This window comes from Micromonospora sp. NPDC051924 (assembly GCF_055586005.1).
In genome coordinates, this window is record NZ_JBVJJA010000035.1 from 66,445 (window position 1) to 80,982 (window position 14,538).

At 72.3% G+C, this 14,538-nt stretch carries 16 protein-coding genes and 1 pseudogene; 11 read left to right on the forward strand and 6 right to left on the reverse strand.

Going from position 1 to position 14,538, the window contains the following annotated elements:
* Positions 1-394 precede the first annotated feature (394 nt).
* On the forward strand, positions 395-982 hold the full coding sequence (locus ACZ6S5_RS24965; RefSeq protein WP_466004186.1) for a hypothetical protein: 588 nt from the start codon (positions 395-397) through the stop codon (positions 980-982).
* A gap of 92 nt (positions 983-1,074) precedes the next feature.
* A complete protein-coding gene (locus ACZ6S5_RS24970; RefSeq protein WP_466004188.1) occupies positions 1,075-2,232 on the forward strand; it encodes a CapA family protein in 1,158 nt (385 codons plus the stop codon).
* A 58-nt stretch (positions 2,233-2,290) separates the two neighbouring features.
* Here the strand turns inward: ACZ6S5_RS24970 and ACZ6S5_RS24975 are convergent, their stop codons facing one another.
* From ACZ6S5_RS24975 to ACZ6S5_RS24985, 3 genes and pseudogenes are all read right to left on the reverse strand, one after another.
* On the reverse strand, positions 2,291-3,661 hold the full coding sequence (locus tag ACZ6S5_RS24975) for an alpha/beta hydrolase family protein (RefSeq protein WP_466004190.1): 1,371 nt from the start codon (positions 3,659-3,661) through the stop codon (positions 2,291-2,293).
* A gap of 151 nt (positions 3,662-3,812) precedes the next feature.
* Positions 3,813-4,490 (reverse strand): dehydrogenase family protein, encoded by a 678-nt coding sequence (locus ACZ6S5_RS24980; protein ID WP_466004213.1) that lies wholly within the window; start codon positions 4,488-4,490, stop codon positions 3,813-3,815.
* A 174-nt stretch (positions 4,491-4,664) separates the two neighbouring features.
* Positions 4,665-5,065: pseudogene (locus tag ACZ6S5_RS24985) on the reverse strand (Glu/Leu/Phe/Val dehydrogenase dimerization domain-containing protein); the annotation flags it as partial.
* A 93-nt stretch (positions 5,066-5,158) separates the two neighbouring features.
* Here ACZ6S5_RS24985 and ACZ6S5_RS24990 point away from each other — a divergent pair.
* From ACZ6S5_RS24990 to ACZ6S5_RS25005, 4 genes are all read left to right on the forward strand, one after another.
* Positions 5,159-5,467, forward strand: coding sequence for a pyrophosphohydrolase domain-containing protein (locus tag ACZ6S5_RS24990; protein ID WP_466004191.1), 309 nt, complete (start codon positions 5,159-5,161; stop codon positions 5,465-5,467).
* Positions 5,468-6,083: 616 nt separating this feature from the next.
* Positions 6,084-6,674: a hypothetical protein gene (locus ACZ6S5_RS24995; protein ID WP_466004193.1), complete on the forward strand. Its 591-nt coding sequence runs from the start codon at positions 6,084-6,086 to the stop codon at positions 6,672-6,674.
* Positions 6,675-6,800: 126 nt separating this feature from the next.
* On the forward strand, positions 6,801-7,772 hold the full coding sequence (locus ACZ6S5_RS25000; protein WP_466004195.1) for a pirin family protein: 972 nt from the start codon (positions 6,801-6,803) through the stop codon (positions 7,770-7,772).
* A gap of 31 nt (positions 7,773-7,803) precedes the next feature.
* The gene (locus ACZ6S5_RS25005) at positions 7,804-8,466 is read left to right on the forward strand and encodes a hypothetical protein (RefSeq protein ID WP_466004197.1); all 663 of its coding nucleotides are present in this window, start codon (positions 7,804-7,806) and stop codon (positions 8,464-8,466) included.
* Between the two features lie 222 nt (positions 8,467-8,688).
* Here ACZ6S5_RS25005 and ACZ6S5_RS25010 read toward each other — a convergent pair whose 3' ends face one another.
* The gene (locus ACZ6S5_RS25010; protein WP_466004199.1) at positions 8,689-9,348 is read right to left on the reverse strand and encodes a DUF1345 domain-containing protein; all 660 of its coding nucleotides are present in this window, start codon (positions 9,346-9,348) and stop codon (positions 8,689-8,691) included.
* 8 nt (positions 9,349-9,356) lie between these two features.
* Entirely contained in the window at positions 9,357-9,626 is a 270-nt protein-coding gene (locus ACZ6S5_RS25015) for a DUF2795 domain-containing protein (protein WP_466004201.1), read from the reverse strand.
* Positions 9,627-9,782: 156 nt separating this feature from the next.
* On the opposite strand from ACZ6S5_RS25015, the gene ACZ6S5_RS25020 reads away from it, so the two are divergent.
* Positions 9,783-10,190: a DUF2267 domain-containing protein gene (locus ACZ6S5_RS25020; RefSeq protein WP_466004203.1), complete on the forward strand. Its 408-nt coding sequence runs from the start codon at positions 9,783-9,785 to the stop codon at positions 10,188-10,190.
* A 63-nt stretch (positions 10,191-10,253) separates the two neighbouring features.
* On the opposite strand, the gene ACZ6S5_RS25025 is transcribed toward ACZ6S5_RS25020, so the two are convergent.
* Positions 10,254-11,402, reverse strand: a complete 1,149-nt coding sequence (locus tag ACZ6S5_RS25025; RefSeq protein WP_466004205.1) for a CaiB/BaiF CoA transferase family protein — start codon at positions 11,400-11,402, stop codon at positions 10,254-10,256.
* A gap of 250 nt (positions 11,403-11,652) precedes the next feature.
* Here ACZ6S5_RS25025 and ACZ6S5_RS25030 point away from each other — a divergent pair, with 250 nt between their 5' ends.
* The 4 genes from ACZ6S5_RS25030 to ACZ6S5_RS25045 all read left to right on the forward strand — a co-directional run bounded on the left by ACZ6S5_RS25030 (position 11,653) and on the right by ACZ6S5_RS25045 (position 14,440).
* Positions 11,653-12,672, forward strand: coding sequence for a TerC family protein (locus ACZ6S5_RS25030; protein ID WP_466004206.1), 1,020 nt, complete (start codon positions 11,653-11,655; stop codon positions 12,670-12,672).
* A gap of 103 nt (positions 12,673-12,775) precedes the next feature.
* Positions 12,776-13,366 (forward strand): sulfite oxidase-like oxidoreductase, encoded by a 591-nt coding sequence (locus ACZ6S5_RS25035; protein WP_466004214.1) that lies wholly within the window; start codon positions 12,776-12,778, stop codon positions 13,364-13,366.
* A 1-nt stretch (position 13,367) separates the two neighbouring features.
* Complete coding sequence (locus tag ACZ6S5_RS25040; protein WP_466004208.1) at positions 13,368-14,129, forward strand: ferredoxin reductase; 762 nt, start codon at positions 13,368-13,370, stop codon at positions 14,127-14,129.
* Positions 14,130-14,146: 17 nt separating this feature from the next.
* Positions 14,147-14,440 (forward strand): DUF6510 family protein, encoded by a 294-nt coding sequence (locus tag ACZ6S5_RS25045; RefSeq protein WP_466004210.1) that lies wholly within the window; start codon positions 14,147-14,149, stop codon positions 14,438-14,440.
* Positions 14,441-14,538 lie beyond the last annotated feature (98 nt).

The following is a 14,538-nucleotide window of genomic DNA, read 5'->3' on the forward strand; positions in this document are numbered from 1 at the left end:
GTCATGGAGGTCACCGGGGCCGGGAGACGTCCATGACGTTCCACTGACCGGCCGGGCGGGTGCGCGGCCCGGCCGGCGGTGGGGTGTGGTGTCCGGTTTGGGGGTGTGACCGGGGGCATCCGGGGGTCGGAATGGTGGCCGGGGCGGGGTCGTTGAACACGGGTGCACGGCCGAGGAAGACCGCGCCGCCCGACGGGGTGACGGGCCCCCGGGAATGGTGGTGGGTCGCCGGTCGTTACACATGGTCCCGGCGCCGCGAAGCGGCCAAGCCCCGCGAGCGTCGGATCCCCTGAAAGACTTTCCCCCCTTTTTGCTTGAGCGCCTGACGGTGCTTGCGCACCCGCCGACCCCCCCGTCGGCGTGTGGTGTGCCAACCCCCGAATGGAGCTTTCCCATGAACACGATCATTCGTAAGAGCGTTCTTGGTGTTGCTGGTCTGGCCTTCACCGGTGGCGTGTTCGCCGGTCCGATCGCCGCGCACGCCGAGGCTCCCGTGACCCACACCAAGCCCGTCGCCGCCGTGCAGGCGGACAAGCCGGACACGGGCAAGCTGATCCCGCATGGTGTGCAGGGCGCCCAGTCGAAGATCACCCTGAACGGCGAGCAGGTGGCGAACGTGAAGGCGATCATCGCCGCGACGAAGAAGGCGGGTCTGCCGGAGCGGGCCGCGGTCATCTCGATCGCCACGTCGCTGCAGGAGTCGAAGCTGGAGAACCTGGGTCACCTCGGCGACCAGAATGACCATGACTCGCTGGGCCTGTTCCAGCAGCGCCCCTCCAGTGGTTGGGGTACGCCGGAGCAGATCACCGACCCCGAGTACGCCACCCTCGCGTTCGAGAAGGGTCTCAAGCAGGTCGACGGCTGGCAGGACATGCCGCTGACCCAGGCCGCGCAGACGGTGCAGGTGTCGGCCTACCCGGACGCCTACGCCCAGTGGGAGCAGCAGGCCGCCGACCTGGTCGCCCAGCACTGGAACAGCTGACCCACACCCGCATGCGAAGGACCCCTCCCCCTTGGGAGGGGTCCTTCGCATTCGAGCCTCGGGTGGCACAGGCCCTGTGCAGGATTCCCGAAATGAGGGTGAAGCTGGGCATTGCGGTGGTCCTGGTGCTGCTGACGGCGGCCTGTACAGAACCGGTACGGGTAACGCCGGCTCGCTCCACCGGTCCGCGGGTCACGGCCCCGGCCCCGGGTCCGAAGCACCAGCTCACCGTGGTGGCGGCAGGGGATCTGCTGGTGCACCCGCCGCTCACGGAGCAGGCCGCCGCCGACGCCCGGGCGGCGGGCCGCAGCGGCCACGACTTCACTCGGGTGCTCGCTGCGATCCGTCCCCGGGTGACCGCCGCGGACCTCGCCATCTGCCACATGGAGACACCTCTTGCGGAACCGAACGGTCCGTTCACCGGGTGGCCCACCTTCAGCGTGCCCCCGGAGTTGGCCGACGCGGCGGCCTGGGCCGGGTTCGACACCTGCTCCACGGCATCCAACCACTCGCTGGACACCGGCATGGAGGGCGTCACCAGGACTCTGGACAACCTCGACCGGGTCGGGCTGCGGCACGCCGGCACGGCCCGCAGCGCGGAGGAGGCGGCCCGACCGACCATCATCGACGTGGCCGGCGTGAAGATCGCGCAGCTTTCGTACGCGCTGAGCTTCAACACCATCCCGCTCCCGCCCGGGCGACCGTGGGCGGCGAACCTCATCGACCGGGATGCCATCCTGGCGGCGGCGCACCGGGCGCGAGCGGCGGGTGCCGAGATCGTCATCCTCTCCATGCACTGGGGGACCGAGTACCAGAACGCGCCGAACGACGACCAGTTGGACCTGGCCCGGGAGTTGCTCGCCTCGCCCGACATCGATCTGATCATCGGGCACCACGTTCACGTGGTACAGCCGTTCGAGAAGATCGGCAGGAAGTGGGTTGCCTACGGGATGGGAAACCTCACCACCCGGTTCGACGACGGCGCTCCGGAGAACACGCAGGACGCCGTGGTGCCCAAGTTCACCTTCACCCGTACCGATTCAGGAGGCTGGGAGGTCACCGACGTGACCGTGCTGCCGACCTGGATGGAGTACCGACCGGCGGCGCGGGTGGTCGACCTGGTCAGCGCGGCGAAGGACCCGGCGGTGCCGGCCGCGCAGCGGACGCACTATGCCGAGATCGAGAAGCGGATCGACGGGTACGTCGGCATGCGCGGTGCCTTCGAGGTGGGGTTGCATGCCCTCTCCTGACGACTTGCCCGTGGGCGGCGGCCGGGACCGTGACGGAGGCATGGTCCCGGCCGCGCCGTCATGGGCAGGGTGCGTACAGGCGACGGGTACCGGATCCTGCGGCCCAGGCCGCGGGGTCGCTGAACCGGCAGCCGAAGTCCGGCGCCGCCACCGCCTCCGGATCGGTGACCGCGTCGCCGGCCGGGCGCTGGCCGGTGCCTACCCAGGAGACGAGGTCGTCCCAGGCGGCGCCGGCCTCGGCCGGGCTGAACTCGCAGTGCTGGGCGGCCCGGATCGCCCGCTGGACCACGAGCCGGCTGCGGCCGTGCCACGCCGCGTCCCGGGCGTAGGCCTGCTCCATGCTGAACGGCACGAACAGGTCGCCGAGGTCGTGCAGGCTGAGCACCGGCACGGTGGGCCGGCCGCTGATCCGCGGCACCTCGGTCAGCGTCGGTGACAGCCGCTCCCACAGGTTCTCCGGGGCGACCCGCTGCACGGTGGCGTTGACGTCGACCGGGCTGTTCGGGGAGTACCGGGTGAGCAGGTTGGTGGCGAGCTGGCCGGGGCGCTGGGCGGGGGAGTCGCCGCCGTTGACGGTGGCGATGCCGAAGAGGAAGTCCTTCCAGACCGCGAAGGCGGCGTCCGCGCCCGGCCGCTGCCCGCCGGAGCGGTTGACGGTGATGCCCCGCAGTTGCTTGCCGAGGTCGTTGGTGGTGTCCGCGCCGCCCGGCTTGAGTCCGGCCAGCCCGAGCGCCACCTGGATCCGCGGCACCGCGTTGGTGAGGTAGTCGTCCGGCGTCGGGTAGGCGTGCACCCCGGCGAGGGCCTGTGCGACCAGGTTGTAGTCGAGGAAGAAGTCGAACAGCTCGTGGTCGCCGAGCACCCCGCACATCGGCAGCGCCCCGTCGTAGTAGTCCGGGTACTGCTCCAGCGAGCGGCCGATGATGTGCCCGCCCATCGACACCCCGGCGATGAGCACCCGCTTCGGCTTCCGGACCGTGTCGGCGAAGAAGCCGGCGAGTTCCCGCGTGCCCAGCACGCCGGAGCGGATGTCATACCCGTTGCGGTCGTAGGAGGACGCTGCCCAGGCGTACCCCTGCTCCAGCATCCGCTGGCGGAGGCCGAAGCCGGGCGGCTCGGGGGAGAGCACGCTGCCCTGGCCGCGGTAGCCGTGCGCCCACATCACCAGCTCGCCGTTCCAGCGGGCGGGGGTCTCGATGATGAAGCCGGCGTGCTCGTGCATGCCCTGGCGGACGGTGGTCGCCTCGCCGCCGACGACCAACGGCGCCAGCGGTGGGTTGCTGATGGTGTAGCCGGGCAGCGGCTGGCTGCCGTCGTCGTCACTGTCGGCGGCCAGGGCCGGCGCGGCGCCGGCGAGTCCGATGGTGAGGGTGAGGGCCGCGCCGACGGCGAGCAGCCGGCGGGCCAGACGGGTGGTTGAGGTCAGCATCGTTGCTCCCCCGGGGACGGGTGCCGCCCCAGGTGGCGGGGCGACCAGGCGGGACGGATGCCTACCGGCCGGTAGCGCCCTGAACCTAGGCTCGCCCTCGACCCCTGTCAATCACTGGCTGACCAGACGATCAGGCGGCCACAGTGGAGGATCAGACCAGGCCGTGGGCGAGCATCGCCTCCGCAACCCGCCGGAAGCCGTCGATGTTCGCGCCGGCCACGTAGTCGCCCGGTAGGCCGTACTCCTCGGCGGTGGCCCAGCAGCGCGCGTGGATGTCGCGCATCGTCTCCCGCAGCCGCTGCTCCGACCGGTCGAAGGTCCACGAGTCCCGGCTGGCGTTCTGCCGCATCTCCAGGGCGCTCACCGCCACCCCGCCGGCGTTGGCCGCCTTTCCCGGCGCGAACCGCACCCCGGCCCGGCCGAGGATGCGGACCGCCTCCGGGGTGGTGGGCATGTTCGCCCCTTCGACCACCGCGACGCAGCCGCCGGCGACGAGGGCCGCGGCCTCCGCGCCGCCGATCTCGTTCTGCGTCGCGCACGGCAGCGCCAGGTCGCAGGGCACCTCCCAGACGGTACGGCCGGAGACGGCCACCGCGTGCGGCACGTGCCGCACGTAGTCGTCGAGCCGGGCCCGGCGCTCCTCCTTCAGTTCCCGCAGCAGCGCCAGGTCGATGCCCTTCTCGTCCAGCACGTACCCGTCGGAGTCGGAGCAGGCCACCACCGTCCCGCCGAGCTGGTGCACCTTCTCGACGGCGTGGATGGCGACGTTGCCGGAGCCGGAGACCACCACCCGCTTGCCGTCCAGGGTGTCCCCGGTCTGCTTCAGCATCTCCTCGGCGAAGAAGACCGCCCCGTACCCGGTCGCCTCCCGCCGCACCTGCGCGCCCCCGTACGCCAGGCCCTTGCCGGTGAGCACGCCCGACTCGTACCGGTTGGTGATCCGCTTGTACTGCCCGAACAGGTAGCCGATCTCCCGGACGCCCACCCCGATGTCCCCGGCCGGCACGTCGGTCTGCGCGCCGATGTGGCGGTACAGCTCGGTCATGAAGCTCTGGCAGAACCGCATCAGATCTGCTCGAAGCCGAGGAACTTCACGATGCCCAGGTAGACCGACGGGTGGAAGCGCAGGCCACCCTTGAACGGGCCGAGCGCGCTGTTGAACTCCACCCGGAACCCGCGGTTGACCCGTACCCGGCCGTGGTCGTCCTCCCACGGCACCCGGAAGATGATCTGCCGCTCCGGCTCGCAGATCCGCTCGATGATCCGCGCATCCGCGTACTCGGGGTGACGGGCCAGGGACGGACCGATGCTCTCCAGCACCTCCCGTACGGCCTGGTGGAACTCGGGTTCACCCGGGTTCCGCTGAACCACGTCCGCGAACACCGTCGCTACCGTCTCCGGCATCACCGACACGTCCCTCCCGGTCCCGGCGGCGGCCTCGTCGCCGCACCGTGCCCCCGGATACGGATCGTCACCGCCGTCCGGTTCACTGGTCGGGTGGACGAGTTGATCTGGGACGCGGCCCGGGCCTCCCGCGACTGGCTGGACGCTGCCAACGGTTCCGGCGACACCGAGCTGACCTGCCGCATCCTCAAGCTCACCGAGGAGGCGGGGGAGGCGGCAGCCGCCTGGATCGGGGTGCTCGGGCAGAACCCGCGCAAGGGGGTCACCCACACCCGGGAGGACGTCGCGGCGGAGCTGGCCGACGTGGTGTTCACCGCGCTCGTGGCGATCGAGAGCCTGGGACTGGACGCCCGGACCGTGGTCTCGGCGTGCGCCGAGAAGGTGCGATCCCGACTGGCCTGATCGCCACTCGCCGTCCCTGGATGCGGCCCGCGTGGGCTGGTTGATCCACTCCCCTTGCGGCAGGTCGCGGTGTCCGGGGTGCCGGTTGCCGCCTGTTGCGGCATGCCGAGTGGATCAAGGTGACGCTGACGGAGGCGGCGACCGCGCCCGGGCCCAGCGGGGGCTGGCGGCGGGCGCGTTTTGTCCGATTGTGGGCTGGCTGCGTGCGGTGGGTGGAACGTCATGGAGGTCACCGGGACCGGGATACCTCCATAGCGCTCCACCGACCGGCCGGGTGGGTGGGTGGTGTGGTCATCGGTGGGGTGTGGTGTCCGGTTTGGGGGTGTGACCGGGGGCATCCGGGGGTCGGAATGGTGGCCGGGCCGGGGTCGTTGTATCCCGGTGAACGGCCGAGGAAGACGACGCCCCGCGACAGCGGGTGCGGGCCCCCCGGGAATGGTGGTGGGCCGCCGGTCGTTACACATGGTCCCGGCGCCGCGAAGCGGCCAAGCCCCGCGAGCGTCGGATCCCCCCGCAAGACTTCCCCCCCTTTTTGCTTGAGCGCCTGACGGTGCTTGCGCACCCGCCGACCCCCCATCGGCGTGTGGTGTGCCAAACCCCCGAATGGAGCTTTCCCATGAACACGATCATTCGTAAGAGCGTTCTTGGTGTTGCTGGCCTGGCCTTCACCGGTGGCGTGTTCGCCGGTCCGATCGCCGCCCACGCCGAGGCCCGTCCCGTGGAGGGCAAGCCGGTCGCGGTCGCCGTGCAGGCGGACAAGCCGGACACCGGCAAGCTGATCCCGCATGGTGTGCAGGGCGCCCAGTCGAAGATCACCCTGAACGACGAGCAGGTCGGTAACGCCAAGGCGATCATCGCCGCGACGAAGAAGGCGGGTCTGCCGGAGCGGGCCGCGGTCATCTCGATCGCCACCAGCCTGCAGGAGTCGAAGCTGGAGAACCTGGGTCACCTCGGCGACCAGAATGACCATGACTCGCTGGGCCTGTTCCAGCAGCGCCCCTCCAGTGGTTGGGGTACGCCGGAGCAGATCACCAACCCCGAGTACTCGACCCTCGCCTTCGAGAAGGGCCTCAAGCAGGTCGACGGCTGGCAGGACATGCCGCTGACCCAGGCCGCGCAGACCGTGCAGGTGTCGGCCTACCCGGACGCCTACGCCCAGTGGGAGCAGCAGGCCGCCGACCTGGTCGCCCAGCACTGGAACAGCTGACCCACACCCGAACAACACGCTGGCCGGCACCCCGACACGGGGTGCCGGCCAGCGGCGTCTGCGGGCGGAAACCGGGCCGGCATGAACGCGCTGACCGTCGCGGACAGCTGAGCGTAGAGTCGGGCGGTGGACCGTACCGAATCCTTGCCCGCGCAGACCCTCCCGCCCGGCGCCGCCCCCGCCGAGCAGCCGAGCGTGCTGCTGCCCGGCCACGACGTGCCGCTCGGCCGCTACACCACGGTGCGGCGGCTGCTGCCCCAGCGGCAGCGGCGGATGGTCGGGGCCTGGTGCTTCGTCGACCACTTCGGACCGGACGACGTCGCCGAGCGGCCGGGCATGGAGGTGCCCCCTCACCCGCACACCGGGTTGCAGACGGTCACCTGGCTCCTCGACGGGGAGATCATGCACCGGGACAGCCTGGGCAACGTGCAGCCGATCCGACCCGGGCAGCTCAACGTGATGACCTCGGGCCACGGCATCGCCCACTCGGAGCGGTCCCCGGCGGTGCACCCGCCGCTGATGCACGGCGTACAGCTGTGGGTGGCGCTGCCCGACCCGGCGCGTGCCGGGGCGGCGGCCTTCGCCCACCACGCGGAGCTGCCCCGCTTTCGCGACGGTGACCTGGACGTCACCGTCCTGGTGGGCGAGGTGGGCGGGGAGCGCTCCCCGGCGGTGGTGCACACCCCGCTGGTCGGCGCGCAGCTCGAGGTCCGTGGTCCGGCGCCGGCCACGCTGCCGCTGCGCCGCGACTTCGAGTACGGGCTGCTGGCGATGTCCGGCACCGCCGAGGTGGACGACGTGTCGCTGGCCGTCGGCGCGCTGCTCTACCTGGGCGCGGGCCGGGGCAGCCTGACCGTGCGGGCCACCCCGGGCAGCCGGTTGCTGCTGCTCGGCGGCACGCCGTTCGAGGAGCCGCTGGTGATGTGGTGGAACTTCGTCGGCCGCTCCCACGAGGAGATCGCCGCGGCCCGGGAGGACTGGATGGCGGGGCGGCGGTTCGGCGCGGTCGCCGACGACCCGGCGCCGCCGCTGCCGGCCCCGGCGCTGCCCACCACCCGGCTCAAGGCGCGCGACCGGCGGGGCGGCTTCCTGGGCTGAATGCCTGGCCCGGGCCTGGGTAGACGCGGGCATGCCGACCACTGCGATTTCCAGCATCGAGGACAAGAAGCGGCTGGTCCGCCGGCTCGCCGGGGAGCGCGGCTTCGCCGAATGGTACGGATTCCGGGTCATCAACAACCCGTCCCACCTGTTCCAGGTGCTCTACCTGTCCGTTCTGCTCGCCCGGCGCGGCGACTTCCGCAAGGGGGTCGACACCGCGGTGGCCCTGCGGGAGGCCGGTTGGGACAGTGCCGCCCGGATGGCCCGCTCGCTGCACGAGGACCGGGTACGGGTGCTGCGGGCGGCCGGGCAGCGCGGCGACGTTGACGCGCTCGCCGACGTGCTCGGTGACCTGGCCCGGACCATCGTCGACCGGTACCGGGGCGACCTGCGCCGGTTGCGCACCGAGGCGCACCAGGATCCGGCCCGGGAACGGCGCATGCTCACCGCGCTGCCCGGGGTGGACGACGAGGTGGCCGACCTGTTCCTGCGCGAGGCGCAGGCGGTGTGGCACGAGGTGGCGCCGGTGGCGGACCGGCGGGCGCTGGCCGCGGCGCGCCGGCTGGGCCTGGGCCGGTCCGCGGCCGACCTGGCCGGGCTGGCCGGCACCGACGAGTCGGAGCGGCTGGCCTGGCTGGTGGGGGCACTGGCCAGGGTGGACCTGGAGAAGCGGTACGCGGAACTGACCGGCTGAGCCGGGTGCGGCGCTGGCCACAATTTCGCGATAGTCACCCGTTCGGCTGATGCCGCGTCGTATGATGATCGTGGCAGCGATGCCCGCCCGGTTCGGGCGAACATCCACCGCCTGGCGGTCGCGACCCGGTTCGGGCGCGGACCGGCAGGGACAGGTGCTGCGTGGCGCCCCAGGTCGCGGTTCGTGACCCGGGGCGCCCGCCTGTCACGGGGCGGCCGGCCTTCACGCCGCCAAGCCGGCCAGGAGGTTCACCGTTGCGGCGATGATGACCGCGCCGAACAGGTATGACAGCAGGGTGTGCCGCAGTACCGTCCGGCGCATCTCTGAACTGGACAGGTCGGTGTCGGAGACCTGGAAGGTCGCGCCCACCGTGAAGCCCAGGTACGCGAAGTCGGCGAAGCACGGCGGCTCGGTCTGGTGAAAGTCGATCCCGCCGGGCTCGCCGCTGTAGTACAGGCGGGCGTACCGGGTGGTGAAGACGGTGTGCACCACGAGCCAGGAGAGCACCACGCTGACCACGCCGAGGACGCCGTACAGGTCCCGGGAAAGCCCGGAGGCGACGGCGTGCGCACTGGTCAGCACCACGCCGACGGCAAGCAGGCTGGCCAGGCAGGCGGCCAGCAGCAGCACGTCGCGCATCGCCCGGTTGGGGTCCTCGAGCTTCGCCAGCCGAGCGGTCCGTGCCGCGTCCAGCCGCGACAACCGCCCCCACTGCAGCGCCAGCCAGCTGAACGCGGCGGCGTCCCACCCGACCAGCGGCGCCAGCGCCGGCGACGTCAGCATGCCGACCAGGCCCCCGCAGACCACACCGACCACCGTCATCAGGATGAGCTGGACGGCGGCCGGGACGTGCCCGTCCGCCCGGGCGGTCCGGCGTGGCACCGGTGGCGTCAGATGCCGCGCAGGTGCTGCGAGACCCGCGGATGCTTGTCCCGGGCCTGGGCCGCGCGCTGCGAGCGGCCGACCTCGGGTGCGGCGTCTATGCCGGCCGACCGGGCCACCTCGTTGCCGTTGGCGTAGTCCACCGGCGGCAGGGCCCGCAGCGCCTGCAACACGTCCGGCGGTGCGCCCTCCCGTTCGGCCTCGCGGATGACGTCGTCCTTCCCGGCCGGGTAGTCCAGCGCGGACAGGTAGTCAAGGACGTCCGTGTAACTCGCCATGGGTGGGGCTCCTCGCGCCTGTAGTCACGGTCACGACCGGCGGCGGTTACCCGTCGGGCCGCCGGTCACGCCCGGGAGGCGGGGAAATCCGCTCACCGTTTCCGCGTCGCCGTGCCGGGTAGGCGTCCGGCCGGAGGACCGAAGGGGGTACCACGCATGGAGTACGGGACCTTCGTGGACCGGGTCGCCCGGCGTACCGGGACGTCGAACGAGCGGGCGGCGGACCTGACCCGGGCCACGCTGGAGACCCTTTCCGAACGGATGACCGGCGGTGAGGTGCTGGACCTCGCCGCGCAGCTGCCGAAGCCGCTGTGGGAGGCGCTCAAGCCCCACCCACGGACCGAGGCGGCCGACCGGTTCGGGGCGGCCGAGTTCGTCGCCCGGGTGGCCCGGCGGGCCGGCGGCGACGAGAACGTCGCCCGGGACGCGGTTCGGGCCGTGTTCACCACGCTGCGCGAGGCGATCACCAGCGGGGAGTTCCAGGACGTGGTGGTGCAGTTGCCGCGCGACTACCGGGACATGGTGGAGCCGGCCCTGGCCCCGGCCACCTCGCGCCGCCGCTGAGCCCAGACCGGCGGGTGGATCAAGGCGCGCCGCGGCATCACCGCCACCGACCGGGCGGCCGGGTCAGGCGACCGTGCCGGCGGCGCGCAGGGCGGCGATCCGGTCGGCGGCGAAGCCGGCCTCCGCGAGCAGGTCGTCGGTGTGGGCGCCGGCCTGCGGGGCCGGCCGGCGGACCGAGGTGGGGGTGGCGGAGAAGCGCGGCGCCGGGGCGGGCTGAATGACCCCGTCGTGCTCGACGAAGGTGCCCCGGGCCGCCAGGTGCGGGTGCTCCGGCGCCTCCGCCCAGTCCAGCACCGGGGCCACGCAGGCGTCGGAGCCGGCCAGCAACTCCGTCCACTCGTCCCGGGTGCGGGTCCGGAACAGCCGGGCCCACGACTCGCGCAGCGCCGGCCAGTTCGCCGGGTCGTTGCGGTCCGGCGCCTCGTCGCCGTCGAGCGGGAAGCCGGTGAGCCGGACCAGTTCGGCGTAGAACTGCGGCTCGAGCGCGCCCACCGCGACGTGGCGGCCGTCGGCGCACTCGTACGTGTCGTAGAAGGGTGCGCCGCCGTCGAGCAGGTTCACCCCGCGTGGGTCCTGCCACATGCCGAACCGGCGCAGCGCGTGGATCTGGGTGGCCAGCACCGACACGCCGTCCACGATGGCCGCGTCGACGACCTGTCCCGGGGCTCCGGCGCGGACCGCGTACAGGGCGGCGACGACGCCGAGGGCCAGCATCATCCCGCCCCCGCCGAAGTCCCCGAGCAGGTTCATCGGCGGCACCGGGCGCTCGCCGGCCCGGCCGATGCCGTGCAGCGCGCCGGTCAGCGCCAGGTAGTCGATGTCGTGGCCAGCGGTCGGGGCGAGCGGGCCGTCCTGCCCCCAGCCGGTCATCCGGCCGTACACCAGTCGCGGGTTGGCGGCGAGGCAGTCGTCCGGGCCGAGGCCGAGCCGCTCGGTGACCCCGGGCCGGAATCCCTCGATCAGCGCGTCGGCGCCGGCGACGAGGGCCCGCACGACGTCGCGTCCCTCGCGTCTCTTCAGGTCGACGGCGAGCGAGCGGCGGTTGCGGTTCAGCAGGTCGCCGGGGATGGCACCGAAGCCGCCGCCGCCCACCCGGTCGACGCGGACAACGTCGGCGCCGAGGTCGGCGAGCATCATCGCGGCGAACGGGCCGGGTCCGATGCCGGCCAGCTCGATCACCCGTACGCCGGTCAGCGGCCCCTGGTTGCTCATCGCGACACCATAGGACTCCACCGCGCCGGGCACCATGCCCGACGGTCCACACAGCTGTTGACCAGGGCAATCATCTGGGTTGTGGACTTGGCGACGGGGGTGAGGTTGCCCTAACCTGGACGGGCCGAGGGGAGTACTTCCCACGAACCATTCCGGTCAGTACGGCGCGCCCCGGGCGTGCCTCGGGTGGTTGCCCACGTTCCGTGGGTGAAGGAGACCTCGAACATGACACGGTGTTCGAGGAGGCTCCATGACCGAATTGTCATACCTGTCCGCCGCTGAGCTGTCGTCGGTCGGCACCCCCACCCTCTGGGCGGTCACCATCGCCGGCGTGCTCGCGCTGCTGGTGCTGGACTTCCTGGTCACCCGCAAGCCGCACGAGGTGTCGATCAAGGAGGCGCTCGGCTGGTCGGCGTTCTACATCGCTCTGCCACTGGCCTTCGGCGCCTGGGTCTGGTCCCGGTACGGGTCGGAGCTGGGCGTCCAGTACCTCACCGGTTACCTCGTCGAGAAGTCCCTCTCGGTCGACAACCTCTTCGTCTTCATGCTGCTGCTGGCCGCGTTCGCGGTGCCCGCCGTGCTCGCCCAGCGGGTGCTGCTCTACGGCATCGCCGGCGCGCTGGTGCTGCGCGCGGTCTTCATCGCGCTCGGCGCCGCCGCCCTGCAGACCCTCGACTTCGCCTTCCTGCTGTTCGCGATCATCCTGGTCGCCACCGCGGTCAAGCTGCTGCGCGATGCCCTGTCCGGGCACGAGCAGGAGGTCGACATCAACAAGATGCGGTCGGTGAAGCTGCTGCGCCGGGTGATGCCGGTGGTCGACGACTACCACGGCACCCGGATGACCGTCCGGCAGGGCGCCCGCCGCGCGCTCACCCCGTTCGCCCTGGTCGTGGTCGCGGTGCTCGGCACCGACGTGGTGTTCGCGGTCGACTCGGTGCCCGCCGTCTACGGCATCACCGAGGACCCGTACCTGGTCTTCGCCACCAACGCGTTCGCCCTGCTCGGCCTGCGCGCGCTCTACTTCGTGCTGCACGCCGCGCTCAGCCGCCTGGTGCACCTCAGCTACGGCCTGGCCATCATCCTGGCGTTCATCGGCCTCAAGCTCGGCCTGCACTGGGCGCACGGCATCTGGCCCGGGGTGCCGCAGATTCCCACGCTCGCCTCGCTCGGCGTCATCATCGGCGTCCTGGTGATCGTCACCCTGACCAGCCTGCGCGCCACCCGCGACCGCGAACCCGGCAACGCGGAGGTCGTCGCCGAGCGGCACTGACCCGTACCCCACCCGGCCGCCGCGGTGGTCACCCGCCGCGGCGGGTCCGGTCGAATCCCTCGCCCGGGCCCACTCCAGGTGGTACGACTGACCGGTGGGAATCGTGTCGCCCGGCTTCCAGGGCCGGCCCCGCTCGGCCGAACCGGCCCTGCCCCCGGGCCAGTACCTCACCCAGGACTTCCCGGTGCTCTCCGCCGGCCCGACGCCGAAGGTGCCGCTGGACACCTGGGAGTTCGTGCTGACCACGGAGGGCGGGGTTGAGTTCCGCTGGTCGTGGGACGAGCTGACGGGCCTGCCGCAGGAGACGCCGACCGTGGACATCCACTGCGTCACCCGCTGGTCCAAGCTGCACACCACCTGGCAGGGCGTCTCGCTGGACACGCTGCTCGAGGGGGTCGACACCGCCGCCCGGTACGCGCTGGTCCACTCGTACGGCGGGTACACCACCAACCTGCCGCTGGACGACCTGCGCGGCGGCCGGGCCTGGGTGGCGCACACGTACGAGGATGGTCCGCTCCCCGCCGAGCACGGCGGCCCGGCCCGGCTGCTCGTCCCGCACCTCTACTTCTGGAAGTCGGCGAAGTGGGTGCGCGGCATCAGGCTGCTCGTCGACGACCAGCCCGGCTTCTGGGAGACCGCCGGCTACCACGACTACGGCGACCCGTGGCGCGAGCAGCGCTACCAGGGCGACTGAGGTGGCCGCGCCGACCACCGGCGGGCGGGTCGTCGCCCCGCTGAGCTGGCGGGTGGCCCGGCTCGCCGAGCGGCGGGTGGAGACGCCGACCGCGCAGACCCTGGTGCTGGACGTGCCGGGCTGGCCGGGGCACCTGCCGGGGCAGCACGTCGACGTGCGGCTCACCGCCCCCGACGGCTACCAGGCGGCCCGGTCGTACTCGCTGGCGGCGCCCGGCGAGGGGGAGCGGATCGAGCTGACCGTGCAGAAGGTGCCCGACGGGGAGGTGTCGCCGTACCTCACCGACGTGTGGGCGCACGGGGACCCGGTGGAGGTGCGCGGGCCGGTCGGCGGCTGGTTCGTCTGGCGTACGGAGGAGAGCGCGCCGGTGCTGCTGATCGCCGGCGGCTCCGGGGTGGTGCCGCTGATGGCCATGGTGCGGGCCCGCCGCGCCGCCGGCAGCCGGGCGCCGTTCCGCCTGATCTACTCGGTCCGCACCCCCGACGACGCCTTCTACGCCGACGAACTGCGCCGCCGGACCCGCGACGACCAGGGGCTCGACGTGACGTACGTGTACACCCGCCAGGCGCCGGAGGGCTGGCGCGGCGAGCCGCACCGGATCGGCCTGGCCGACGTGAACAGCCACGGCTGGCCGCCCGACCTGGAACCGCTCTGCTACGTCTGCGGCCCCACCGGCTTCGTGGAGACCGTGGCGGACCTGCTGGTGGGGCTGGGCCACCAGACCCGGCGGGTACGGACCGAACGCTTCGGACCCACCGGGTGACCAGCGAGGAGGACCCCATGACCGACCTGTCCTACCTGGACGGCAACATGCTCGACGGGCCGCTGCGGGAGCTGTTCGCGGTGGACCTGAGCGCCGCCACCGGGCGCTGCGACAACTGCGGCATGACCGGCCCGATGGCCGGTCTGCACGTCTACTCGCACGCCCCCGGCCTGATCGGCCGCTGCCCGAACTGCACGGAGGTGATGATCCGGCTGGTCCGCGCCCCCGACCGCGCCTGGCTGGACCTGCGCGGCGCCACCTTCCTCCAGGTGCCGATGCCCCTCGACCAGCCCCACCCGCGCCCGCTCTAGCCGCAACGCCGTTCAGTTAGGCGTGGGAGAGGCCGGTCAAGGGTGTGTTGATCAGAGAGTGAGAAGCGGAGTTCCGGTATCAAGGTTTGTCACTCCAA

What these genes read in the sequence shown, in the direction of transcription:
- ACZ6S5_RS25020 (WP_466004203.1), top strand. Translation starts at nt 9,783, where the DNA reads ATGGAGTACGGGACCTTCGTGGACCGGGTCGCCCGGCGTACCGGGACG.
- ACZ6S5_RS25030 (WP_466004206.1), top strand. Translation starts at nt 11,653, where the DNA reads ATGACCGAATTGTCATACCTGTCCGCCGCTGAGCTGTCGTCGGTCGGC.
- ACZ6S5_RS24975 (WP_466004190.1), bottom strand. Translation starts at nt 3,661, where the DNA reads ATGCTGACCTCAACCACCCGTCTGGCCCGCCGGCTGCTCGCCGTCGGC.
- ACZ6S5_RS25015 (WP_466004201.1), bottom strand. Translation starts at nt 9,626, where the DNA reads ATGGCGAGTTACACGGACGTCCTTGACTACCTGTCCGCGCTGGACTAC.
- ACZ6S5_RS24980 (WP_466004213.1), bottom strand. Translation starts at nt 4,490, where the DNA reads ATGCTGAAGCAGACCGGGGACACCCTGGACGGCAAGCGGGTGGTGGTC.
- ACZ6S5_RS25005 (WP_466004197.1), top strand. Translation starts at nt 7,804, where the DNA reads ATGCCGACCACTGCGATTTCCAGCATCGAGGACAAGAAGCGGCTGGTC.
- ACZ6S5_RS25045 (WP_466004210.1), top strand. Translation starts at nt 14,147, where the DNA reads ATGACCGACCTGTCCTACCTGGACGGCAACATGCTCGACGGGCCGCTG.
- ACZ6S5_RS24965 (WP_466004186.1), top strand. Translation starts at nt 395, where the DNA reads ATGAACACGATCATTCGTAAGAGCGTTCTTGGTGTTGCTGGTCTGGCC.
- ACZ6S5_RS24995 (WP_466004193.1), top strand. Translation starts at nt 6,084, where the DNA reads ATGAACACGATCATTCGTAAGAGCGTTCTTGGTGTTGCTGGCCTGGCC.
- ACZ6S5_RS24970 (WP_466004188.1), top strand. Translation starts at nt 1,075, where the DNA reads ATGAGGGTGAAGCTGGGCATTGCGGTGGTCCTGGTGCTGCTGACGGCG.
- ACZ6S5_RS25025 (WP_466004205.1), bottom strand. Translation starts at nt 11,402, where the DNA reads ATGAGCAACCAGGGGCCGCTGACCGGCGTACGGGTGATCGAGCTGGCC.